General features: G+C 41.2%; 21 protein-coding genes. 3 read left to right on the top strand and 18 right to left on the bottom strand.

Annotated features, from left to right (window positions below; translation table 11 throughout):
* Positions 1-48 precede the first annotated feature (48 nt).
* Together ACK8P5_RS04865 and ACK8P5_RS04860 are read right to left on the bottom strand one after the other, a co-directional pair.
* The gene (locus ACK8P5_RS04865; RefSeq protein WP_422659860.1) at positions 49-2,499 is read right to left on the bottom strand and encodes a DEAD/DEAH box helicase family protein; all 2,451 of its coding nucleotides are present in this window, start codon (positions 2,497-2,499) and stop codon (positions 49-51) included.
* Entirely contained in the window at positions 2,480-2,809 is a 330-nt protein-coding gene (locus ACK8P5_RS04860; protein WP_422659859.1) for a hypothetical protein, read from the bottom strand. Before ACK8P5_RS04860 ends, ACK8P5_RS04865 begins: the two co-directional genes overlap by 20 nt.
* Positions 2,810-3,168: 359 nt before the next feature.
* Here ACK8P5_RS04860 and ACK8P5_RS04855 point away from each other — a divergent pair, with 359 nt between their 5' ends.
* Together ACK8P5_RS04855 and ACK8P5_RS04850 are read left to right on the top strand one after the other, a co-directional pair.
* On the top strand, positions 3,169-3,567 hold the full coding sequence (locus tag ACK8P5_RS04855) for a (deoxy)nucleoside triphosphate pyrophosphohydrolase (protein WP_422659858.1): 399 nt from the start codon (positions 3,169-3,171) through the stop codon (positions 3,565-3,567).
* A 1-nt stretch (position 3,568) separates the two neighbouring features.
* Positions 3,569-6,457 (top strand): DUF3427 domain-containing protein, encoded by a 2,889-nt coding sequence (locus ACK8P5_RS04850; RefSeq protein WP_422659857.1) that lies wholly within the window; start codon positions 3,569-3,571, stop codon positions 6,455-6,457.
* Between the two features lie 228 nt (positions 6,458-6,685).
* Here the strand turns inward: ACK8P5_RS04850 and ACK8P5_RS04845 are convergent, their stop codons facing one another.
* The 16 genes from ACK8P5_RS04845 to ACK8P5_RS04770 all read right to left on the bottom strand — a co-directional run bounded on the left by ACK8P5_RS04845 (position 6,686) and on the right by ACK8P5_RS04770 (position 23,034).
* Complete coding sequence (locus tag ACK8P5_RS04845; RefSeq protein ID WP_422659856.1) at positions 6,686-6,979, bottom strand: hypothetical protein; 294 nt, start codon at positions 6,977-6,979, stop codon at positions 6,686-6,688.
* Positions 6,980-6,994: 15 nt separating this feature from the next.
* The gene (locus ACK8P5_RS04840; RefSeq protein ID WP_422659855.1) at positions 6,995-8,236 is read right to left on the bottom strand and encodes a WXG100 family type VII secretion target; all 1,242 of its coding nucleotides are present in this window, start codon (positions 8,234-8,236) and stop codon (positions 6,995-6,997) included.
* 145 nt (positions 8,237-8,381) lie between these two features.
* Entirely contained in the window at positions 8,382-10,709 is a 2,328-nt protein-coding gene (locus ACK8P5_RS04835) for an ABC transporter permease (RefSeq protein WP_422659854.1), read from the bottom strand.
* Positions 10,709-11,413: an ABC transporter ATP-binding protein gene (locus tag ACK8P5_RS04830; protein WP_422659853.1), complete on the bottom strand. Its 705-nt coding sequence runs from the start codon at positions 11,411-11,413 to the stop codon at positions 10,709-10,711. The genes ACK8P5_RS04835 and ACK8P5_RS04830 overlap by 1 nt, the downstream gene beginning before the upstream one ends.
* A 347-nt stretch (positions 11,414-11,760) precedes the next feature.
* Positions 11,761-12,177 (bottom strand): hypothetical protein, encoded by a 417-nt coding sequence (locus ACK8P5_RS04825; RefSeq protein ID WP_422659852.1) that lies wholly within the window; start codon positions 12,175-12,177, stop codon positions 11,761-11,763.
* A 186-nt stretch (positions 12,178-12,363) separates the two neighbouring features.
* A complete protein-coding gene (locus ACK8P5_RS04820; protein ID WP_422659851.1) occupies positions 12,364-12,714 on the bottom strand; it encodes an Imm3 family immunity protein in 351 nt (116 codons plus the stop codon).
* 373 nt (positions 12,715-13,087) lie between these two features.
* Positions 13,088-13,513 (bottom strand): hypothetical protein, encoded by a 426-nt coding sequence (locus ACK8P5_RS04815; protein WP_422659850.1) that lies wholly within the window; start codon positions 13,511-13,513, stop codon positions 13,088-13,090.
* Between the two features lie 17 nt (positions 13,514-13,530).
* The gene (locus tag ACK8P5_RS04810; RefSeq protein WP_422659849.1) at positions 13,531-14,748 is read right to left on the bottom strand and encodes an EndoU domain-containing protein; all 1,218 of its coding nucleotides are present in this window, start codon (positions 14,746-14,748) and stop codon (positions 13,531-13,533) included.
* Between the two features lie 224 nt (positions 14,749-14,972).
* On the bottom strand, positions 14,973-16,748 hold the full coding sequence (locus ACK8P5_RS04805) for a M56 family metallopeptidase (protein ID WP_422659848.1): 1,776 nt from the start codon (positions 16,746-16,748) through the stop codon (positions 14,973-14,975).
* 2 nt (positions 16,749-16,750) lie between these two features.
* Entirely contained in the window at positions 16,751-17,113 is a 363-nt protein-coding gene (locus tag ACK8P5_RS04800; RefSeq protein ID WP_422659847.1) for a BlaI/MecI/CopY family transcriptional regulator, read from the bottom strand.
* Between the two features lie 50 nt (positions 17,114-17,163).
* Positions 17,164-17,343, bottom strand: coding sequence for a hypothetical protein (locus ACK8P5_RS04795; protein ID WP_422659846.1), 180 nt, complete (start codon positions 17,341-17,343; stop codon positions 17,164-17,166).
* Between the two features lie 28 nt (positions 17,344-17,371).
* Positions 17,372-19,546 carry a 1,3-beta-galactosyl-N-acetylhexosamine phosphorylase gene (gene gnpA / locus ACK8P5_RS04790; protein WP_422659845.1) on the bottom strand — a complete coding sequence of 725 codons (2,175 nt, stop codon included), beginning with the start codon at positions 19,544-19,546 and terminating at the stop codon, positions 17,372-17,374.
* A gap of 14 nt (positions 19,547-19,560) precedes the next feature.
* The gene (locus ACK8P5_RS04785) at positions 19,561-19,737 is read right to left on the bottom strand and encodes a DUF6903 family protein (RefSeq protein ID WP_422659844.1); all 177 of its coding nucleotides are present in this window, start codon (positions 19,735-19,737) and stop codon (positions 19,561-19,563) included.
* Between the two features lie 10 nt (positions 19,738-19,747).
* On the bottom strand, positions 19,748-20,641 hold the full coding sequence (locus tag ACK8P5_RS04780) for a carbohydrate ABC transporter permease (protein WP_422659843.1): 894 nt from the start codon (positions 20,639-20,641) through the stop codon (positions 19,748-19,750).
* Between the two features lie 12 nt (positions 20,642-20,653).
* Positions 20,654-21,547: a carbohydrate ABC transporter permease gene (locus tag ACK8P5_RS04775; RefSeq protein ID WP_422659842.1), complete on the bottom strand. Its 894-nt coding sequence runs from the start codon at positions 21,545-21,547 to the stop codon at positions 20,654-20,656.
* Positions 21,548-21,666: 119 nt separating this feature from the next.
* Positions 21,667-23,034, bottom strand: a complete 1,368-nt coding sequence (locus ACK8P5_RS04770) for a carbohydrate ABC transporter substrate-binding protein (protein ID WP_422659841.1) — start codon at positions 23,032-23,034, stop codon at positions 21,667-21,669.
* Positions 23,035-23,251: 217 nt separating this feature from the next.
* Between ACK8P5_RS04770 and ACK8P5_RS04765 the strand changes: the two genes are divergently transcribed.
* Positions 23,252-24,091, top strand: a complete 840-nt coding sequence (locus ACK8P5_RS04765; RefSeq protein ID WP_422659840.1) for an AraC family transcriptional regulator — start codon at positions 23,252-23,254, stop codon at positions 24,089-24,091.
* The last annotated feature ends 68 nt before the right edge of the window (positions 24,092-24,159 follow it).

The following is a 24,159-nucleotide window of genomic DNA, read 5'->3' as shown; positions in this document are numbered from 1 at the left end:
TACAAACCACTGACAATTCGGCATACGAGGTGTTGACCTTTTCACTCATTATGATTTAAAGACTCCTGCATTCTTCTCTTTACGTTCAAAGTGATGATGTAATCTATAAAGACAAATCTCCTTTGTCCAGTGATACAAAATAGAACGATGGTCGGAATTAGTCTCAAACCTTAAACTAAACACGCCATTCTCAAAACGAGTCATACTTCCTTTAGCCGCTCCCCATTTCGTCATGGGCATCCGTTCAATGAGTTGGCTAATTCCGGACTCGTTATACTCCCAAAGTCGCTTCGAATCCTTATCGGAGAAGTCAATTCTCCTCCGATATTCTTTTTTCATAAGATATCCGTGAAAGAACGGCGCAACCTCCCGAGAGGTAACCGACTCAATCCAGTGCTCAGACCCACGTTCAAGCATATAAAGAAGAACAATCATTTTATAACTCTTGCTCATGGCGGTCTTCTCGACATCACAAATCCAAGATTCATACTGATGGTATACCTCTTCTTCTTCCTTCGATAAGCATTCCGCCCAATATAGAAATCCAATATATGAACCAAATTCGTTCCGATATTCCCAACTGTTAGATTTTCCATAGAGGTGTAGTTCTAGGTATGTAGGAATTCGACCGAGCTCATTCTTGAGATCTAGGAATGAACGATGCAAACGTTCGCGATGAGGTAGCCTTTTACGACTTAATTCATCAAGGAGATTAATGACCGACGTCTCTAGATGAAGTTCACATCCTTCCGGAACTGATGGAATGATTGTATCTTTTGCCGTTCTCTTAACTTCCCCATCTTTTGCGAATAAACGAAGCTTCACATCTGCATTTCGATAATTCCCTATTAAATCAATGATTGTGCAGTGCGTCTTCAGCTCCGATAGTCTCAGACCTCTACCAACCTGCTGTGTAAATACTGTTAGGGATTCTGTTGGACGGACAAATAGCAGCGTATCCACACTTGGAATATCCACACCTTCATTAAACAAATCAACCGTAAATATGACCTCTAAATCTCCGCCTGTTAGGCTGCTTATTGCCTCTTCTCTCGTAATGCCTATGGTTCCAGAGTGAAGACTAACTGCTGCTACTCCTCTGTCTTGAAAATATCTCGCCAAAAAATCAGCTTGTCGAATTGATGAGCAGAAACCAATTGTCCGTGTCTGCTTATTCTCGTTCCATGCTTCATAGATCTTGTCAGCTAGCGTCTGTCTTAACTGAGCTGCAGCCAACTGTTCATCATCATAATGTGTTCCAAGCCAGCGGATGGATGAATAATCCGTATCATCATACACACCAAAATATCGAAACGGAGACAACCAGCCCCGTCGAATAGCCTCAATGAAATGGATCTGATATGCGACGTTACCATCGCACAGAGCATATACATCCTTTCCATCCATTCGATCTGGTGTAGCTGTTATACCAAGTAGAAATTTCGGTTGAAAGTATTGAATAAGTGACTGATAGGATGCCGCTGCTGCATGGTGGAATTCATCTACTACAATAAGCTCAAAGCTGCCTGGTGAGAAAGATTCACGATGCTTCTTCATTCCAAGCGTGTATATTGAAGCAAACACACAATCAGCGTCTCCCTCTTTCTTTGATCCATTAAAGATACCTAAAGTTCTATCCGGCATAATACGTTGAAATGATCGCTTAGCTTGATAGAGTATTTCTTCACGGTGCGCTACGAATAGCACACGTTTAAAGCGCTGAGCAAAAAAGCCCGCTAGATAAGTTTTTCCGAGACCCGTAGCCATAACAACCATGGCTTTGTCATATTCTTCTTCTAATGTTCTCTCTAGCGCATCCAGAGCATCGATTTGAGCGAAACGAGGAAATATAGACGTTTGTTCATCTTCCTGATCTGATTCTTCTACAGAATCACCGATGCTTTCTGTACGATATTCGTTCTCTTCCATTTCCGTTATCATCCGGATTAGCTCCGGATTATTACGATGGTACATCCGGTACTCTTCATCATATAAAGAGATCGTATGGTCATTGAGTGGCAATGTAGAATCGTGATAGAAGTTCTGCATAAACTTCTCTAAAGCTACTTGGAATGTATACGGCTCCGCTTTGGCATTCATTGCTAAGTTCCATTCCATCCCCATTCTCATAGCAGACATTGAGAAGTTAGATGAGCCCACAATGAGTAGTCCTTCACCATTTTCGTTATCAAATAAATAAGCCTTGGGGTGAAATGACGTACCCATACTCCGCCATAATCGCACCTCAAGTCTAGGGTCAATATCACGTAATGCTTGAAGTCCTTCAGGCTGCGTAACGAACAAATAATCTCCAGCGAGAAGCTTCACCTCAGTTCCCCGTTCTACAGCTTCCTTTAAATGAGGCGCCAATAAGCGTACTCCTGATTGCATCACAAAGGAAGTCATAATATATATTCCGGAAGCATTCCGCATTGCAGTGATTAAATCGTCCGCTAGATTCTCTGTAATCAGCTTGACATTAAGCGTTGTTATCGACATCGATTAGATACACCCGATCCTGAAATCCACCACGTTTCTCCGCTTTCTTTTTCCTCACTTCTTCAAGTTCTTCCCAAGATGCGCCATGTACATTAGCCAAGGCCCGGATAACCTCTAACATATCTGCAAGCTCTTCTAAAGATTCATTTGAATTCTGAGCGGTATGGTATTCTTCTGACTCTTCCTTCAGCTTTATATTCAGTTCTTTCTTATACTCTTCTTCATCCAAGATACGTGTGCGACATTGTTTTCCAGTCGAATTAATTACTTGAGGAATAAAATCACGAACTAATTTATTGTAAACTGGCATGGTGTCTCATCCTTTACATAGTTAATTGTGTAATCATATTCTATCACAGGTAAGGGAATGAACAGGACTACATTACATGCACACATCATAGTTATTTGAAGTCCACATTCATCGCATATACTACCGAACCAACTCGAATATCCTGCGAATTTACATCCTTCCCGATTGCACTCCCTATATTCTTCTAATTAGCTAATGAAGTTGAAGTATGTATAGATCGAAACTTGTATATAACTTTTATGTCATGAACTCCTTTACCTTTCAGCAATTTATAGCCCAAATCCCCAAAACTATAATAGAATAAGATTAATTGCAGAATTCACTAAATATCAGAATGCATGACCGGAGGTAACTATTAAATGAAGAAGCATATTCACGTCGTTGGAGCTGTAATCATCGAAGACGGTAAGGTTTTGTGCGCGCAGCGCGGAGCTACGAAAACATTAGCATACAAATGGGAATTTCCAGGTGGGAAAATTGAGGAAGGCGAAACACCTCAAGCTGCATTAAAGCGTGAGATCGACGAAGAAATGGATTGCACCATTGAGATTGGAGAAGCGATCGAAACCACTGTATATGAATATGACTTTGGCTTTGTCCATCTAACTACATTCTATTGTCATCTGATCAACGGAAAGCCCACATTGACTGAACATATTGCGATCTCTTGGCTATCACCGGATGAGTTGATGTCTTTGGATTGGGCACCTGCTGATATCCCTGCTGTTACTAAAATTCAGGAGAAGCTGATCAAATAAAATGGAAAATCCTATTCAGCATTTAAATAATTCCTTAAGCTGGGCATTCATTAATCATGAGCAAGAATCTTTGGACAAGTACAAGCCTAAGCTTTTGGTTAACAACTCAGAGACCAGTAATTATGTGCTTACTCCTTTATTGGAGGAACTGGATCACTGTCGATCCTTTATTTTCTCCGTTGCATTTATAACAGAGAGTGGACTAGCCACGCTCAAGTCTCATCTGGCTGATTTAAAGATGCGTGGAATAACAGGTAAAATTCTTACTTCCAATTATCTAAACTTCAACCAACCAAAAATTTATAAAGAGCTGCTGAAGATCACAAATGTTGAAGTTCGGTTGACGGATCTAAATGGCTTTCATGCGAAGGGATACGTCTTTAAGCATGAAGGATATTCCACCATCATTATGGGAAGCTCTAACCTAACAGCTGCAGCATTAAAGTCCAACTACGAATGGAATGTGAAGCTAACCTCTTTTAAACATGGAGGACTTCTGGAACAGTTTCAAAGCGAATTTGAAAAGGTTTGGAACAAGGCTATCCCATTAACAGATAAATGGATCGACGCCTATCAAATTTTATATGAAGAGGTCCAAAAGGCAAATCAAAAGAATCATAATGTGCTGCCGATGATTCCAGAGGTTCCTCAGACACTCTTCAGTTCAATCTCTCCTAATAAAATGCAGCAGAGTGCGTTAAGGAACCTGAAGGATCTACGCAGGTCAGGAGAACATAGAGGCTTGGTCATATCGGCTACAGGCACAGGAAAAACCTATCTCTCTGCTTTCGACGTAAGAAACTTTGCACCTGACCGAATGCTATTTATTGTGCACCGAGAGCAGATCCTGCAAAAGGCTATTATCGATTATCAGCGAATCATTGGCGGTAAGGATAGTGATTATGGTATATTATCCGGCACCAGTAGAGATATGGATGCCAAATATCTATTCTCCACAATTCAGACAATTTCTAAAAGCACAACTCTAACAGGTTTTGATCCCGAATCGTTTGACTATATCCTAATAGACGAAGTTCATAAAGCAGGAGCCACTTCTTATCTTAAAATGATTGATTATTTCAAGCCTAAATTTCTACTCGGCATGACTGCAACGCCAGAACGGACCGACGATTTTAACATCTATGAATTGTTCGATTACAATATCGCTTACGAGATTCGTCTGCAAGAAGCTTTAGAAGAAGATATGCTATGCCCTTTTCACTATTTTGGAGTCACTGATTTTGAATACAACGGCCAAACAATCGACGATACGACGATGCTCTCTCAGCTGGTTGCTAATGAACGAGTTTCTTATTTAATTGAGAAAATCGAATATTATGGTTATTCCGGCGAAGCTGTAAAGGGCTTAATCTTCTGTAGTCGTAAGGAAGAAGCAATTCAACTATCTGATATCCTTAATGTCAGAGGCTACCGAACCGTGGCTTTAACGGGCGATGATAGTCAAGAAGAACGTATTCGCTGTGTAACTGATCTTGAAGCTGGTCAATTGGACTATATCCTGACAGTAGATATTTTTAATGAAGGGATCGACATTCCTTGTATTAATCAAGTCGTAATGCTGAGACAGACACAGTCGAGCATTGTGTTTGTTCAACAGTTAGGACGTGGTCTGCGTAAACATTCAGACAAGGAATTTGTCACCATTATCGATTTTATTGGTAACTATAAAAACAATTATTTGATACCGGTAGCCCTATCAGGAGATAAGTCTCAGAACAAAGATAACATCCGCCGACATATGAAAGACACAAGTTATATTAAAGGCGTCTCAACAATCAATTTCGAAGAGGTTGCAAGACAACAGATCTTCCGTTCGATTAGCAACAGCAATTTAACAGCATTAAAGATACTTAGAGAATCTTATTTTCAGCTTAAAAATCGGCTAAATCGTATACCCCGATTAATGGATTACACTGAGAATGATTCAATTGATCCACTGATTTTTACTGATGAACACGCTAGTTATTATCACTTTTTACAGAGAATCAAAGAGAGTGTCCCGCACTTATCCGAACAAGAACAAAAATATGTCGTCATGTTATCTGCTGAAGTTCTAAATGGGAAGCGTCGACATGAGATCGTACTACTTGAGCTGTTATTTAACAGAGAGAAAGTATCCTACGAGGAGTATGTATATGCTCTTAAGGAACATGGTTGCTCAACTGATACCGAAACGATTGACTCGGTCAAACGCGTTCTTGACATGACCTTCTTCACAGAACCCACGCGGAAGAAATATGGAGACACCCCAGTCGTTGTGTTCACGCAGAATAAGCAATTTTCGTTTCATCCAGCGATGACCAATTCCTTGCAGAACAACTCTTATTTCAAGGATTTGTTCTCAGACATTATACAGACTGCATCTCGCATTAGTGAACAGTATGTATGTAACGAGCAACTAACTCTATACAAAAAGTATTCCCGTAAGGATTCCTGCAAACTATTGAATTGGCATAGCGATGAAAGCTCGACCATGTACGGATATAAAACGAAACATCACACCTGCCCGATCTTTGTAACCTATCACAAACATGATGAGGTCGAAGCAAGTACAAATTATCAAGAGGAATTTGTTAATTCCGAAGTTTTGAAGTGGTCAACAAGAAGTAGAAGAACACTTGAATCTGAAGAAGTTAGAACCATTATTGAGGCAGATCGTCGAATGATCGATCTTCATGTATTCGTTAAAAAGGACGACGCAGAAGGAACTGAGTTTTATTATCTGGGGAAAGCACACCCGGATCGAAATAGTGCCGTCCAAGGTTCCATGCTCGATAAAAATGGGGACTCCATATCTGTTGTACATATGAATCTGATACTGGAGCGTTCGGTAGAGAGCAAGCTTTATGGGTATTTGACTGAGTCTTAATTTATTGTTGATGGCTTTATCACTAGGAATTCGGGCTGAATCAAGTTAGAAGCTCTACTCCCCCTTTAAGTAAAAATAGAGTCACCCTTCTCTTGGGTGGCTCTATTTTTTATCAGTCAATGTTACAGGTTATTGTAATCACTCTGTTATCTGTCTGTTCAAACATGATTGATATAGTATAAATCTCATTTGTATGTTGGAGATGCATCTGACTCATATAGACAACCATTAACCACTCTCTTTAACTCTATACACAACCGAACCCACTTGAATATCCTTGGCCGCTACATTCTTTCCAATACAAATACCTATGTTCTTCTTATTAGCCATTGAAGTTGAGATTTGTATTGATTGAACTCTATGTATTGTTTCATCACTATCACTTTTTAAGACTATCCGTTCACCTATCATCGCTTCAATTTCGGGATAGGTTAAGGAATCAAGTTCTGGATTTATGCCTACTAAGATCGTTCCCTCTTCCTTGTGATCAAATGCGAGGCTAACCGTCATAATTTTATCCATCTATCTAAACCTCCTTTATCTTTCATTGATATATAATTGATCTTTTACATCTCGCCACTTTAGACCACCATTATGCAACCTAGTAATTGCATCTCTGAGCAGCGTCATTCTTTCCGTTGATGTTAATTCGGGTGCAAACCTAGCCGCTCTAATACTAGCCTGCGCTTCGTCAAGAGCGAAGTTGATTTTAAATGTGTCACCTTCAAGTCCATATAATTCAAATGCTCTTCCTGCTTGGTATGCTTCATAATGACCTACAATTTCATGTGCCACTGTCGCTCTGCCGGTAACTCGGGAATTTGCACTTAGAGTACCTATTCCTGTATGCTCCGCAGGCAGTACATCTGTATTTATAATAAACCGATCATACATCATTCCTGTATTCCATTCATCATAAAATCCAGATCTGCTTAGAATAATATTTTGTTCTGGAAAACTAAGAGTTCTTGTGTATTCCATGAGCTCTTTTTGTTGAAATTCAGTTAATGGGAGTTCATTTCTAATACCATCCGAGGAGATTTGTCTTATTTCACTAGCGCCTTCGATTTTAACTGAACCTTCCACTACATTCTTAGGTTTAATGAATCCCTTCGCAGTAATGCCCCCGCTGACGAGACTAACCGTTCCAATAAGGTTGGCCATATGTTCCGTGGACCAAGCGTTAGTAGGAAAGATAGATTCTCTAATGGCACCATGCACACCAAATGTCATACCATTAAAAAAGTCGTTGGGAGAGTCAAACAAATGGTTTGCCCTCTCCACATAATCTTGATAAGCCCCTTTAGGAATACCTGCAGAGGCAAAGTCTAGAAATGACCAAAATGAGTCAAACTTTCTCTCGTACCGCTCGTCAAAACCCGATTTAATATCGGTACCCAACTGTTTCAAGCTGTCCCAAGACTTCTCAAGGGCATTTGGCGTGTCTTGTGAAGGAGCCGTACAGGAGTTGGGAGGTGGTGGTAAACACCTAGAATCCAGTATGCCATTTTGAGATTCATCCGCTAATCTAAATTTTTCGGCATGCTCCTTTAATTGTTGAGAAATTGAACCCATTAAAAATGAGAAGTTTTCCATAGCCTTTTTAGCTGTATGAAACTCATAATAAAAGCGTTGTTTTGTAGTTCCTTCCCAAGACTCTACCATATCTGAAATTTGAGATATTAAATGGGCATTCATATTATCAACTACTATTTTGGTATTGAAAAATTGCTTGGATACCTCTTGTAGATGTTCTGGAGTAACTTTAATAGTGGCCATTGTTCCCCTCATCAGTTATCTTTTTTTGTTTTTCAATATCATTAGTAATCTCTCATTATTATATAAGTAATATTTAACCATAAAAGTAATTCATAAGCATTATAGAAGCTGGATATTACAACAAAAAAAGAGGGGCTTCCGTCCCTCACTCCACTCCCTTCAAAGCCCCAATCAAATCAACCCGCCCCACCTTCCTCCGAAGCAACATGCTCGAAATTACAGTAAGCACAAACGCCATAACAACAGATATCACAATAACAGGCAGATTTACCTGACTCGGTATTTGCTGATGGGCGCTTGCCATGGCCTGGACAGCTAGGGTATACATATAGGCACCAATCGGCAACGCTACAACAACCGCGAAGGTGGTCAAGATCATATTTTCTGAGAAGATGAGTCGGTTTATTTTATGCTTGGGATAACCTAGTACCTTTAGTGTCGCCAGCTCACGATTTCTTTCATAAATGTTGATGGAGGATATCGTATAGATGGTTCCGAAGGACAAAACAATAGCACTAATAATAAACAAGATAAACACAAAGCTATTTTGCTTCATCATATACTCCGCGGATCTCTTTAAATCCGTTTTATCTGCAATAGTCTCCACTTGTTGATCTTGCTCGAAGAAATGACGAACGGTTGTAAGGTCCGCTGGATTACTCGCTTCCACTAATAGCATTGTTGGATTATTATCGATGTCAAAGCTCTCTAGATACGCTGGTGTAATGTAAAAAGACGGATTCGAATACTGGATGGATATATGTGCAACCTTCATATCGACGGTTGTATTAGCCAACGCTGGGTCAGTGAACTTAATTCTGATGAGATCCCCTTCTGCGATCCGATATTTGTCGGCATACGATTTAGGAACTAGCACACCATTCTCGTTCAAAGCGACCCTTTTTTCCTTTTCATCCATGAAATGAATAAGCGTGTTTTCTTTATCCGTAACAACTAACGTGGCATTCTCGTTATCTTCCACTATGATGAGCTCCACGGGAAAGGTGGATAGATCGTAACTACTTTCAATACCGCTGGGCAGTTGTACGGTCTCGAGGTCAGTTCCGCTTCTATACTCGACTTTTAAATCATAGGTGTTCACTTTTTCAATCTGGGAAGCTACTTGCATCAGGCCCATCTGCGTACCAAAAGCAGTAATCAGTAACACGGTACTCACCATGACACCAAAGGAGCTCGCTAATGCTTTAGGTTTATTCAAGAATATATTTCTTAAAATGATCTTGTTGCTGTAGGAAATATAATTCCAAAATCCCGTAGCTCGCTCGATGAGCAGCTTCTTTGTCTTCTTCGGTGGTTTCGGACGCATCGCCATAGCCGCACGTTCTCGTAAGATAGGTCTGGCACTCAAGTAACAAGCCACAATGCCGAACGCACTTGAGAAGAAGATGGGTACAATGATGGAAGGTAAGGACAGGGAGAAGACAACATCAGGGAGAGAAGTGGATACTGCACTCTTCGCTGCGATCATGGGGATGAATAGATTCGCAGCAATGATATAACCGAGAATGGAGCCCATGATCCCCACCAGCACCGGATACCCCATATAATGAAGCAAAATTTTTCTGTCCTTCACACCCAACGCCTTCATGATCCCTACTTGATTACGTTGCGAATCAATAATACGCGACATTGTAAGGAAAAGAATCACGGCTGTGATGATGAAGAGGACCAGTGGCACAACATTGCTCATGACTTTGTTGTTATAGAACATTTGTTGTAATTGAATATAATTGAACGTTCGCTCTTTGCTTACTAGGTTTATATAGGAGAGGCCTTTGGACTGTGCTTCGATGGTTTGACCTAACTTGTTAACATCGTAACCGTCCACCGCATCAATCATGATCTCATTATAGGTAAGGCCACCGATGATTTCAGGCAGAGCGCCTTCTTGGATATAAGCAAAACCGGACGTTTTGTGATCTTGGGTTGCGTTCTTTTTGACATATTCCACATTCATAGCCAAGCCACTAATGGTGAACGTCATCTGGTTGTTACTCACACGCATCTGAATATGATCACCGACCTGATACTGATGCTCATTGGCATAATGGTAATCTAGCAAGATTTCATTATTTTGAGACGGAATCCTGCCCTCCATGATCGCAGACGTATTAATCTCATTGATCTCAGGGATCGAATGTAGCTTTATTGTAGCTTTCGTATCTTCAAAAACTTGCTCCGCCTCCAAGGTGTACCGTTCCTCGATTTTGTTTATACCTTGGATCTTACTTAAGCTCTCCACGTCCTGCTTGGAGATTTGGCTGTAATATACATTCAAGTCACTTAAATTATGTTCTTTATAATAAGCCTTCGAATACTCGCTAAGATCATCACTTAACGTATCTAGTCCCGCATAGAAAAAAGCCCCGACGGCGATCACCAGAACAAAAGCTACAAATTGTCCGACCGATTGCCGCATATCCCTGAACAATTTCAAGATTAATCTCGACATCACCACTCAATCCCTTCAACACTTTGTTTCTTCTCATTTATGGTGATGCTTTCGATCCTCCCGCTTTTAACCTTGATCACTTTATCTGCCATCGGCGCAATGGCGGAATTATGTGTGACGAGCACGACGCATTTTTTCGTGTCTTTGTTCAGATCTTGAAGAAGCTTTAGGACAGACTTGCCTGTCACATAATCCAAAGCACCCGTAGGTTCGTCACAGAGTAGTAGCAGAGGATTCTTGGCAACAGCTCTTGCGATCGCAACCCTTTGCTGTTCTCCTCCAGAGAGCTGGGAAGGGAAGTTTCTGATCCGATCCGTGAGTCCAACTTTATGTAAAATATCTTTCGCATCCAGGTGATTCCTACATACTTCTGTGGCAAACTCAACATTCTCCAGCGCGTTTAAATTCGGAATTAAGTTATAGAATTGAAATACAAAGCCAACTTTCTCACCGCGATAGACCGTTAATTTCTTCTCTCCCAAGCTTGTGATTTCTTGACCGCCAACGAGTACCTGACCGGAAGAAGCTGTATCCATCCCACCAAGGATATTCAGGATCGTACTTTTACCAGCCCCACTGGCACCTAATATAACGACGAACTCTCCTTCTGATATCGAAAAATCAACACCAGCAAGCGCCTTAATACTCACCTCGCCTACTCTGTACTCTTTTGTCACGTTTTTGAATTCGATTAACGTTTTCAATTCTTACATCTCCTTGTTTTAAACTTCTATTTGGTATTGCATCGCTGACTTTTAAAGGGGTAGTACTCTAACCGACTTCATTCCACTGTTTTCCATCATATAGCAATTAAGAAAAATCACTTCCCTCAGCCGATGTATATTGGTGTCGGTCTACAGAAGGAGTTTGCTCTCACGTTGTCATGGTATTTTTCAATGAACCTGCCGTGCATACTCTAAAGGCTTAGAGAATCTTAATTGCACGCAAAAAAACGGAGGCCTTCAAAGGCTCTCCGTTCAACTTCTGCTATTTATTTAATATAGACTTTCAGATTCTCACTTCCTGAATCAAGGTGGCAAATGACGCAAATTTATGTATGTATTTTTGAAAGGAAATCTTGAAGCATACTTTTCACGGGTAAGCTCGAAGTATGCAATAAAATGTTATTAACACGTTGTAGTATTATAGGATTATCTAATATCATTTCCTTACTTTCTTGAGTTGTAAAACTTCTTAGTGTGTCAATACATATCTCGAACAATTCAACATCATTAGTGCTCAGCAATGATATTAAAATATTAAGTTCATACATATTGCACTCATTGTCTAAACAATATGCTAATTTTTTTTGCCATTCTACTGGTTTGTTTGGTACTTGATTAGATAATTCATCCCAATCACTTGGGGTAAAATCCTCAAGTATCTCGTTTGCAATGACACAGCCATCATCATACCAGGAATCTACTGTTGTATCAGCAGATAATAGGTTATTTAGTTCCTTGTACAAATATAGTGCCTCCATTTAATGCTGAATAAAAAACCTTACTCAACTTGTAAAATCATGGGATTCATGTGCGCACAAACAAATTAGGTGAAATCTTTATAAAGGTATTAGATGGTTTATATGTGTTGTTGGTCGAATCATGGGTTTAGTCGCGCTACTGGATAGCTCCACAACCTAGGTGAGATAAAACTAACCAATAATCTCAGCACTCTGTATCTTTGTTTTAAGTGATTCGATACGAAGACTTAAATCTTTAGCATCATTAGTTCCTAACACATCAACAAAGTTATCAATATCAAAAGACTTAACGATATTATTAACTTCTTCATAGATTCGAGCAGATAAAACTCCACTATTCATTTGTAGATGAGCTACACTAATATAAAATATAGTCTTCTCGGTATCCCCCTCCTCAATCACGTTAGCAAACTCATATAAACATCGTCCTCCTGCTTGCAGAGCATTCAGACCATCGTCAATTGAATTATCAAAAACCTCAGAAACATATTCAATTAATTCGTTATAATCCCATTCCTCCATGTTTACTCCTCCTGTAAAATGCAATATCATTCGAAATGTTATATTCAGTATCGTATTCCATTTTCACATTTGTAGTGTGTATCTGTGGCTGATAACGTCGTATATACTTGTTTATAGATATCTTGTCCCAATTCTAATTAATGTTAGATTACTTTAAAAACTATTAGAACACGAAGATAACAAAAAAATAGATCGATCATGGAGAGTATCTGACCATAATCGACCTGTTTGGTGTAACAGTATAGCGTTATTTAGGTTATAAAATTCAAGTACTTCAAAGCATGTAAATCATTCGAGGGACTTTTATTACGGACAAGACGAATGTTCTCAGCTTCCGCCATATAACATTATAAGTTTATATTTCGTTTATTGTTTATTGATTTGTTTGATCTATATTATCAAGAAAGTCATGAAATATTTCTCTTGATACTACTCCAGCTCCAGGTATAACTTCCTTTACTTTTTCTATAATGGAACGATTCTCACATATTATTCGTTTATTTTCTTCACTGGTAAAACTCCTTAAAGAATCAATACAGACTTCAAATAAATCCGCATCCTCAACTCTCGCTAGAGTTAATAAAATTTTTAACTCTTCGAAATTGGAGTCATCACCTAAACAATAAGCCAATTTTTTTTGCCAACCTAGAGATTTTGTCAAAAGGTCATCTGATAACTCATTCCAATCTTTCTGTTTAAACATTGTAATTAATTTCTCAGCGGTTAAACAACCAACGTCATACCAGTAATTATCTGCATCTTGAAAATCTGTTAAAAGTGTATCCAGTTCCTTATACATATTAATGCCACCTTCTTTTATTTATTAAAACCTGGGGTAGGCTTTGTTCCCACTGGATAAGCTGAAACCACATCATCGCCCATTTTAATAACATCTATTTTTACCCCATTGACAGTTCCACTGTGCAGTGTTTTCGTACCTTCTATGTCTACACGAGTACCAGTACTTGGTGTATCACCAATCTCTTTAACAGCGTTGATCACTTCTGTATCAGTCCATGTGTCTGGAAAAATAGTACTTGACTTAACATTTGAAATCTTACCATCTGGAAATTGTGTATAAAATTTTATATCCTTTGTTCCATCAGGATTAATTCTTAATTCCTCTACCGCGAAATCAGGATGTGAGTTATTTATATTAGGGGAATGACCTCCCACAACACCATTCGGCTTTTTTGATGTTGGTTCGTTTCTTCTACCAAATAGTATCTTCTGTTCCATCTCTGCACTAATTATAGTCTTGTTAATAACTACACTATTAACCGAACTACCACTTCCCGGCTCCTCAGCCTTCGGCCTTCCCCCTCCATCCGCCTCACCCTTCAACCCTTTCTTACCATTTCCAACCTCACTTTTAACAGATGGCCTCAACACATCTTTCGGTTTAACAAGAGCTCCACCCGCAACAAGTCCTGCTGATCCAATCATACTAGCCATATGTTCTTTAGACCAAGCTTGTGTAGGAAAGAGGGTTTCTCTAATGGTTCCATGGACTCCAAGTGTCATATAATTTGCGAAGTCATTCGGGGAAGCAAACGCCTTATTAGCTCGATCGACATACCCTTGATAAGCTGCTTTGGGTATCCCAGCTGTCCAGTAGTCCAAAAAGCCCCACACAGAAGCATACCGTCTATCATATCTCTCATTAGAAGCTTCTACAAAATCATTCCCTAATCCTTTCAAGCTATCCCAGGCCTCTTCAAACCATTCCTTTGGTTCCTCATTCCTACCAACCAGGGCAACAGGTAATAGCTCTTCATCTACTAATTTAAATCGATTAGCTATGCGTTTTAATTCTTCATTAATTGAGTTCATATATTCAATGGTCTTGGTCATATCATTGCGAGCTCTATGATAATCTTCAAAAAAACGCTGACGCGTAGTTCCCTCCCACATCAGCATGGTCTCCATTTGATGGTCCAGTGAACTTACTCTCCATTCCATCTGCAGGGACTCTACACGGAACTTCTCAGCGACTTGAATCAGCACCTCGGGTGGAACCTGGATTTTGGACATATGTATCACTCCATTATTTGCTAAACAGATTATACCCAATTACAAGTATCTGGAAAACATTCCAAGGTCCTGAATTTATTTATTATTGTCACTATATCCTTCGGCTCCCATTCCTCCTATCAGAAATGGATACCACTGATCATATCTGTCATTAGAAACTACCAAAATATAAAAAACACCCCGCTACCGCGAGGCATTTCCTTATTCTCCATCTACACGCCTACTTATTTAATAATAAAATCAGACATTTTCACTTCATCCCAACTATCCTTAATAGCAGGATCAGCGCTAAATAGAGTCATTCCACCGTCCTTATCCATCTTCACTTTAAAATAAAAATTCATTTCTTTGGTCTCTAGGTATTCATCATATAACTGCTGATAATGCTTACTGCCGCTCTCCTTGGCATCTTTAATGTATTTCACGGTATCCGGATCTTTATCATAGTTCTTATAGTTTATCGTATAGGTGAAAGTGGCTTCCATAATCCCATCGATCGTTTCTTCCTTATAATCCGATATGATAAAATTCTGCAACTCATAATATGGAGAGAATACACGCTTGCTCTCAACCATCAGATAACTACTAATCTTATCAACGTTTCGTTGTGCGGGTTCAAGGTTTATAAGCTCTTTCAGCTTCTCAGGAGTTTCGGCATAGTTTTTGATGTCTTCTCCAACTGTGGAATTCGCCCACTCCAGCCCATACGTAAAGTTCACTTCACGGTTGCCGTCTGTCAGGGTTACCTGTACACCATCTGCATTATCAATCAGAGCAAGCAGGATTAGTGCATTGTTGAAGAAGGGGCGTGAAACATTCGCTCCCTCCGTGTCATACGCATTCAAAACTTCAGAAGAAGCAGAGTATACTATTTTAACTTCATATGGCCGTTCACTTGTCTTCAGTTCCATGTGGTCGTACTCCACATCGCTTGGCATCGTAAGCAAGCTAATCAGTTTTCCAACAGCGGAGGCATTACCTATATAAGGTGTGTGAGCTTTCCACAGTTCCTCGTGGACTTCAGTCTTCTCCGGTAAAAGTGACTCTTCTGCCTTTAATATAGTCGTTTTTGGATTAGCGATAAGTCCAATACCAATAGCGATGACAAAGATAACAGAGAATGCCGTTACCCAAAGCCTTGGCTGCTTGTATTTAAGAACATTTTTAATCCTTGCTTTTATGCTCCCCTCACCAAAAGCAAGTGGACTCCCGTTCATGATATGCTTTCCGACAGCAAGCGATAATAGGGAAGCCGCATAAGGCTTCTTCACATCAGCATCCAACTTCTTCAAGACCTGTTCATCACAGGACAGCTCCATGTCCATGCTCATTAAGATGAAAGCGATCCACACCAGCGGATTAAACCAATGAAAAGATAGGATGATGAAAGCTAGCGCTTTAATGATATGATCCTTGCGCCGAATATGCGTCTGTTCGTGAAAGAGGATATATTTTTTCTCGTCAGCACTCATTCCCATAGGTAAATAGATCTTGGGTCTTATCAGACCAAGCACGAACGGTGTTTTCAAATTTCTAGCTTCGTAAATATTGTGCTCTATCCACTCTGCATATTTAAGTTTTCTCTTTAAGATCACAACCGATCCCACACTGTAAAGGAGCAGTACTGCCGCACCCACAATCCAGATATAAGCCCCTATATATGCATACATCAACAGAGAGTCCATTCTTGTTCCAGAATCAACGGCAGGAAACGTCCCCCTTACCAGCGAACTAACCGCCGTAATGCCGCTATCCATTAGAGGACTTGATTGCTGGATGATCTTATCCGGGATGATCGAGTTATCCGTGCCTCGGGGGAACAGACTGAACATGCTTTCGAATGAGAACGGAAATACAAGGCGGAATGCAGCGGCACTCCATAAGGCATAGGAGATGATTTTGGGTGCCTTTTTCAACAGGAATCTGGCAAGGATCACAAAGAGGATGACATAACTAGCTGTCAGACTCATGTTCAATGTCGTAAGAAACAGCTCAAACATTTCTACTCCTCCTTGTGTTCATCAATTAGCTTCTTTAATTCATCAGCTTGTCGTTTGCTTAGTTTCTTCGCGCCCATGAATGCTGTTAGGAATTTAGGTAATGACCCTCCGAAGGTGTCCTCAACGAAACGGTGACTTTGTTTTGAAACATATTCATCCTTAGGAATTAAAGACGTAACCACTGCATTTTCATTCTGAAAAATCTCTTTTTCACATAATTTTTTCAACACGGTATACGTAGTAGACTTTTTCCACTTCATCTCGTCTTCACACCGCTTCACCAGATCGCCAGAGCCGATCGGTTCATTCTGCCAGATGATATCTGCGAACTTCTCTTCACTTTCGGTAAGTGTGTATTCCGCCATGACTGCACCTCTCTTGGTCTATATGTTATCGACCTTTATGATTTATAAGTCTACGACTTATAGACCAGCAAGTCAATGTCTTTATTGCCTATTCTTTTGACGAAGTGAGCACCTTGCAAAATAACATAAGGCTGATTCCCCCCCACCTCGTGCATGAACCGACCAAGCAACTTCGCCCCAAATACAAAAAGACCGCCCATTGGACGGTCTTTCCTATCACTTAAGCTCACAACAGCAACTTACACCTGCCACTTTAATTTAAATCTCGTACCACTTAATCTCATTCGCTTCCAGCTTGAGTGAGAAGCTAGAGCCATCCCCACGATAAACGACCGTTTCCTGCGGCTCGTAAGTGTTGTTTACGACGCAGTATTTACCGTTCTTCACATAGGCGTGAACTTCAACGTTATAGTTCTCGCTGAACCAACGGTTCAACTCGTGGTCGCTGTGAGCACTCCACAGGATTGCACGGTACAGCAAGCGACTGTTCTCGAAGCTGTATGGCAGACCACTGATATATACACTTCTACCACTGCCGAATTCGTTCGTAGCAAGTTGGACTTCTTTATCCAAGTGTCGGAGGATCGTCGTACCTTCTAGTGCAAAGATATTTTTCTTGCCTTCACCAAAGTCGATTTCCTTTTGTCCATCATTATTGGTTTTGCAATCAGCCGTAATGAAATGATCATGCTCATCCCAGTTATACTTATCATAACCTAGGGTGAATCCACGCTCTTCCTCTACGCCGAGGATATTCGCCAGTTGAAAATACCGTCCATTCGCTTGATGCGCTGTTGGCTCGCCAACACCGATGAATCCGCCGCCCTTATGAACAAATCCTTTCACTGCGGTCACGATGTCTGTATCCAGCCACCATTCTCCGCCCGTATAGGCCGTATCTGCATCCCCGATATTCAATATGACGTCAATTCCATCCAGAATGGAAGCATCTTGTTTAATATCATCGAAGCTGATGAACTTCACATCGAACGGCGCACCGGAAAGTGCTTCAATAATGCCAGCATAGCTGTAATTTTGCTTATAATAGAGTGCGTGATGGACCATATGATTGCCCCAAGCCCGCATTTTGCCCCAGCAATTAAGAACCGCAACCGTCTTAACACAATAAGGTGTTGTTCCCTGTACGTTGTCGTATAGCGTACGGAATTCATCCGTAACACTTTCTACATAATCGATGAAGTCTGGAAAATCGAGCGCCAGCTTCAGGTATCCACCATAGCCAATCCGGTCAATCGGTTTGCGAAGGATCGCACGTCTTGCCGTCACCCAGTTCACTTTCGCTTCTTTAACCGGATCTCCACCTTCGTGGAAGGTATCTGGGAAGAAATAAGGTAAGAAACGACCTTCTGTATATTTCACACCTGGAATGTCACTGATCAGCCTTAGTGTTGAACCGTTCCCTACACTGCCGACTACAGCATCCAGACCAATGGTCGCGAATTCCTCCATGAAAGGCTCTGTACCGATCCAGTGATCGCCTAAGAACATCATGGCTTCTTTCCCACATTCATGGGTGATATCGACCATTTCCTTGGCAAGCTTCGCCACTTCACGGCGCTGGAAGGCTTGGAAATCACGGAACTCCTTCGTTGGAATGCGATAATTGTTGTTGTAGTAACCTTGATCAATAATATATTCAGCTCTGAACTTATAGCCAACCTCTTGTTCGAACTGTTCGAGGATATAAGGGCTAACTGAGGCTGAATAGCCGTACCAGTCCACATATTTCTCACGAGCAAGCTCGTCGAAGACGAGAGTGAATTGGTGGAAGAATGTTGTGTAACGAATCACATTGACATAAGGATGATCTTTGATAAATTTACGGATACGCTCCATGGTGTATTCACGGGTCTTCGGTTGACGAACGTCAAAGGTGATCTGATGCTCAACATCCTTCCATTCATTGACGACCGCATTGTACATATGAACGGGATCCCACATGATATAAGCTAAAAAGCTAACCGTATAATCATGGAATGTAGTGGTAGCGATGTCTACATTGCCTGTCTTCTCGTCATAGCTCCATTGATCCGTAGGGACAGGCTCTCCTGTCGTGCGATCGATGACTTCCCACCAGCGTTTGATATCATCTCGGGTGTTCACAGCGAGCATATCCGGATAAAGCCCCTTCATTAAGTTGATGGATAGGCTTGGTCCTTCAGCTGTATGTGCCGGTGTCATCAAATACATCTGCTGGATTTCATCCGGATTCGCATTGGCCCATACGTTATCTTTCCGAGTCGTATAATACGTGGAATATATCTTAGCATCGACTTCTTGCAGCTCCACTGGAAAGTCAGTACCATCACAGTCACGAACGGCGTCCGCTCCCCAGCGTTTCATAACCTCATGCGTCTGGGAAATAACGTCCAAATCCGTTGGTATCGTAACACGTCCTCTAGTTTTACTCATCGATGACAGCTCCTTTATTTGTATTTACGATTATAGAACCACAGCAGACTAATCAACATGGCGAGCCCGAGTAACATAAGACCGAGTCCGGGTGCACCAATGTTTTTTACGCCGACAATCACGAGTGTCATACCGATGATAAATACAATCAGCATCAGCACACCACGTAAAGCATTCATCGAATCATTCATATTAGCCACCTTAACCTTTCAACCCGCCCATAGTCATTCCTTGGGTTAGCTTCTTTTGTACGAGAATATACAGAATGAGAGTCGGAAGCATGACGAGTACGAGACCTGCGTACATCTGACCGTATTCAACCGCCGATTTCTGCGCTGCCATAAGGTTCATTAAGCCAACAGGCAGTGTTTTGAGTCCCGGCTTTGGTAATAGTGTCATAGAAACAATATATTCGTTCCAGAACGATAGGAAGTTGAACAGAATGACCGTGACAATGCTCGGTTTAGCCATAGGCATAATCACTTGAACCATCGTGCGGAAATAACCTGCGCCATCCACGGAAGCCGCTTCCTCGTATTCTTTCGGTAGAGATTTGAAATATCCTGACATCAGATAGATGGTGAAGGACAGTGCCATGGCAGCATAGACGATGGCAAGGACGAACAGATTGTTTAATAGAATCGGATGTCCAAAAATGCTGCGCGCTACCTTATCACCGTTGTTAAGCATCAGGAAGATCGGTACGACGATATAGTTGATATTGATAAACAACCCCGCCATGAACAACATGTTCCAAAAACCATTTCCTATAAATTTAAATCGTGAAAGTACATAGGCTGCTGGCAGTGCTACTACAAGTAGAATCACGAGTGCCATAGCTGTTACCAAAACCGAATTAAGCATGTATGAACCCATCTTGGCCTTAAACCATGCATCAGCAAAGTTCTGCAGATAAATGCCTTCTGGAAGCGCCCACGGGCTACCATAGAACTCACTATCTTGTTTCACCGAAGACATGAACGCCCATAGCACGGGGATTGCAATGATGACGGCCAAAGCAATCAATATCACATATATAAAGCCTTTATAGAACTTATCGCTACCGCGTTGCCCTGCGAGTTTATCTTTCTTCATCTTGTCCCCTCCTTAATACTCCAAATGCTCTCGTTTAGTGACTACATTCAAGATCGCTGCAAGCGCAAACGAGAACAGGAACACAACAACACCGATTGCCATTCCGTAGCCATACGAGGAATTGGTATAAGCTTCTTTATACATGTAGCTCAGGAATACCTCAGTGGCACCGTCTGGGCCGCCGCCTGTCATAGCCATAACGAATAGGAAGCTCATATTAATCGTGCTGATAATGAAGAAGGTGAGGGTCGTGCGTATGTTCGTCCAGATGAGTGGGATGGTGATAGAGAAAAACTGAGTCATCCGACCTGCACCCTCTAGCTGCGCTGATTCATATAAACTCTCGGGAATGTTAGCCATACTTGCCATATACATGACCATGTAATAGCCAATGGCCTGCCATATCATTGCGCCGGCGAGACTGAAAATAACAATGTTCTGGTCTCCAAGCCACAGAATCGGCTCTGCTCCTGATCCACGGAATAAATTCACGAAGGAGTTCAGAAGCCCGCTATTCGGATCATAAATGGCTGAGAAGATCGCGCTAATAACAACAACGGACAGGATGTTCGGAATGTAGAAAATGACGCGTAATAGATTTTGTCCTTTGATTTTTTCACGGGACAACATCGAGGCAAATAGAAGTGACAAGCTAAAGGTTACGACTGTAACGATGACAATGAGTAGAACACTGTTTTGGAAGGTCTGATAAAATTTATCACTTTGAAAAAGTTTCGTGAAATTCTCCATACCTACAAAGGTTTTGTTATCGGTGTAGCCTCCCCACTTGTACATGGACATCCGAAATACATCAAATGTAGGGATAATCAAGAAAATGATGAATAGGAGAACAGCAGGTGCTAGACAGAGGAATATAAAGCGTCCTCTTCCTTTGGTGGAATTCATTGGCGATCTCTCCTTCTTAAGGTCAGAATAATGGTGGGCAGCTAATGCTGACCACCATCATTACTGGATTTTTGTAGATTCCCCTACTTCATCGAGGGGAACCCTAAAAATCCACCTTATTATTGTTTCAATGCACCGCGCAGGGCATCGCTATCTTTTGTGATGGCATCAACCCATTGTTGCTGAGTCTTAGCACCGGTTACTAGGGAATCGATCGTACCGAATACGGTATCACTGATGTTAACGCCTTCAACAGGGTCTGTTGTTGCAAATGCGCCCATCGATGCTTTTGCACCATTATCATAGATGCTGTAGAAGAGTTTATTGTCACCATCAAGTTTATTGGACATATCTTTAATCGGTTGAACTGCACCCACTTTGGCAAAAATAGCTGCTGCTTCATCAGAGTACAGATATGCGATGAACTGTTTTGCTAGATCCGCGTTCTCCGCTTTTGCAGGAACCCAGATTTGTTCAAAGAATGTGTAAGAGTAGCTGTCGCCACCATCTTTTACGGCAGGAAGAGCTGTGAAGCCCCATTTGAAACCTTCTGCACGAGGTGCTTTACTCATTTCGCCAACGACCCAAGTACCATTCGGCATGAACAGTGCTTTATTGTCTAGAATAAGTTGTTGGTTTTTAGTAAAGTTATCTTTGTTACCGTTCGCTGGGACTGTTTTCTCTGTATATGTTGCTAGTTTTGTAATGATATCGAATACTTGTGTCGCTTCTGGGGACTGCCAGATTCCTTCAGCATAGTGCGTCGCTTTCGTGAAGAATTCCGCACCACCTACTTCGTTAAGCAAAGCATAGAAGAAAGAATCAAAGTATCCTGTCGTTGGGTAGGAGAATAGTGCAATACCTTCCGCTTTAGCTTTATCACCTAGAGCCCACATTTCGTCCCAAGTCTTAGGAACTTCCCAGCCCTTTTGTTCAAACAGACCTGCATTGTAGAATAATCCCGTAGGGCTGTAGAACATTGGCATAAGGTAAGTCTTACCGTCACCATAAGGATTCGTAATTGTCGTATCCGTGAATCCAGGGATCAACTTGTCCTTTACGGTAACGCTTTCACCAGGAACAGTCATCGATAGAACATCGGTAAGATCTGTTAGGTTGTTATCTTTAACAAAAGTTTCAGTCAGACCCTTTTTCTGACCTGTTGCTAAATGGATGACATCAGGGAACTCGCCGGATTTCATGCCAGGTCCAATGACATCTTCAATATTTTTATCAATCGTACTTTCTACTTTTACTCCAGGGGTTGCCTTTTCAAATGCTGCTGTAATCTCTCCCCACACATCAGCGCCATAAGCCGTTTCGAGTGCGGCTAACTTAAGCGTACGCGTCTCTGTAGTTGTCGTATCCGATGGTGTATTAGGCGTATCTGTCGATGTAGAACCAGAACCATTCTCTGAAGTGCTACCACAGGCTGCAAGACTAAGCGACAATAAAGCTGTAACTGCAAGGCTAATAACTTTTTTCACAATACCCCTCCGTATTTATCTTTTTTTGTGAATAGTGTAACCGTATACATTACTGTTTCATCTTATCCCACCAAGTCGTTTTATTTCAACAGACATATTGCCTTTCATTTTATATATCTTGCTATATTACAATTTTATAAATTAATAACGATCCTTGTTTATTGTTGTCGAATCTAGTGGTAGAGTGAAATTATATGACAGGAAAGGACTGAGATATTTGGGGAATGTACGATATTGGATACCTGGGAAGAGACAAGGAGAGATTCCAGCTCGGCTCATCTATGTCAGTTCCGCAATCTATGAAGGCGATTGGTCCAGCATACGTCATTCTCATAATTTTTCTGAGTTGTTCTATGTCCGAAGCGGGCAAGGCAATTTCATCGTAGAGGATGAGATGTTTCCAGTGAAGCAAGATGATCTTGTCATCGTCAATCCGAATGTAGAGCATACCGAGGTATCTGTTAGCAATAATCCGCTGGAGTATGTTGTTCTTGGGGTCGAGGGAATGAGCTTCGATTTCGGAGATCGAACAGGAAGTCGTAATCATGAGATCATTAACTATCAAAATCAGCGGGATGAGCTATTGTTCTATTTCAACGCGATGCTTCGAGAAACGGAGAATAAGCATGAAAACTACGAGGCCATCTGTCAAAACTTACTTGAGGTTGTTGTGATTAGCTTAATGCGTAGCTCGGGTCATCCCTTCTCTGTCGTCACTACTCAAAAGGCGAACAAGGTCTGTAGCCGGATCAAACGCTATATCGACTCCAACTATTCAGAAGATATCTCGCTCGACTCTCTTGCAGAACGAGCTCATATAAGTAAATACTATCTATCTCATACATTCACTAAATATTATGGTATGTCCCCTATCAATTATTTGAATGAGGTCAGGCTTCGTGCCAGCAAAGAGCTCCTAGAAACAACGGATCTTTCCATTTCACAAGTTGCTGAATCGACGGGCTTTTCCTCTCAGAGTTATTTCTCACAAAGCTTCCGCCGCAGCTGTGACGTCACGCCACGAGATTATCGGATTATGACCAAAGGGCGCGTGTAGTAACGAGGATAGCTATATAATAGAAAAAACAAAACGAGCCTTAGGAATACACCCAAGGCTCGTTTGTT

Origin of the sequence: Paenibacillus sp. EC2-1, assembly GCF_049311625.1 — a bacterium.
Classification (GTDB): domain Bacteria; phylum Bacillota; class Bacilli; order Paenibacillales; family Paenibacillaceae; genus Paenibacillus_AQ.
The sequence above is the reverse complement of the archived record's forward strand: the minus strand, read 5'-3'. Positions and strand labels throughout refer to the sequence as shown.

Excerpts from the sequence above, each read along its gene's own strand:
- ACK8P5_RS04855 (WP_422659858.1), top strand. The coding sequence starts at position 3,169 with ATGAAGAAGCATATTCACGTCGTTGGAGCTGTAATCATCGAAGACGGT.
- ACK8P5_RS04820 (WP_422659851.1), bottom strand. The coding sequence starts at position 12,714 with ATGGAGGAATGGGATTATAACGAATTAATTGAATATGTTTCTGAGGTT.
- ACK8P5_RS04815 (WP_422659850.1), bottom strand. The coding sequence starts at position 13,513 with ATGTATAAGGAACTGGATACACTTTTAACAGATTTTCAAGATGCAGAT.
- ACK8P5_RS04810 (WP_422659849.1), bottom strand. The coding sequence starts at position 14,748 with ATGTCCAAAATCCAGGTTCCACCCGAGGTGCTGATTCAAGTCGCTGAG.
- ACK8P5_RS04845 (WP_422659856.1), bottom strand. The coding sequence starts at position 6,979 with ATGGATAAAATTATGACGGTTAGCCTCGCATTTGATCACAAGGAAGAG.
- gnpA (WP_422659845.1), bottom strand. The coding sequence starts at position 19,546 with ATGAGTAAAACTAGAGGACGTGTTACGATACCAACGGATTTGGACGTT.
- ACK8P5_RS04775 (WP_422659842.1), bottom strand. The coding sequence starts at position 21,547 with ATGAATTCCACCAAAGGAAGAGGACGCTTTATATTCCTCTGTCTAGCA.
- ACK8P5_RS04860 (WP_422659859.1), bottom strand. The coding sequence starts at position 2,809 with ATGCCAGTTTACAATAAATTAGTTCGTGATTTTATTCCTCAAGTAATT.
- ACK8P5_RS04780 (WP_422659843.1), bottom strand. The coding sequence starts at position 20,641 with ATGAAGAAAGATAAACTCGCAGGGCAACGCGGTAGCGATAAGTTCTAT.
- ACK8P5_RS04785 (WP_422659844.1), bottom strand. The coding sequence starts at position 19,737 with ATGAATGATTCGATGAATGCTTTACGTGGTGTGCTGATGCTGATTGTA.
- ACK8P5_RS04850 (WP_422659857.1), top strand. The coding sequence starts at position 3,569 with ATGGAAAATCCTATTCAGCATTTAAATAATTCCTTAAGCTGGGCATTC.
- ACK8P5_RS04805 (WP_422659848.1), bottom strand. The coding sequence starts at position 16,748 with ATGTTTGAGCTGTTTCTTACGACATTGAACATGAGTCTGACAGCTAGT.
- ACK8P5_RS04840 (WP_422659855.1), bottom strand. The coding sequence starts at position 8,236 with ATGGCCACTATTAAAGTTACTCCAGAACATCTACAAGAGGTATCCAAG.
- ACK8P5_RS04800 (WP_422659847.1), bottom strand. The coding sequence starts at position 17,113 with ATGGCGGAATACACACTTACCGAAAGTGAAGAGAAGTTCGCAGATATC.
- ACK8P5_RS04865 (WP_422659860.1), bottom strand. The coding sequence starts at position 2,499 with ATGTCGATAACAACGCTTAATGTCAAGCTGATTACAGAGAATCTAGCG.
- ACK8P5_RS04835 (WP_422659854.1), bottom strand. The coding sequence starts at position 10,709 with ATGTCGAGATTAATCTTGAAATTGTTCAGGGATATGCGGCAATCGGTC.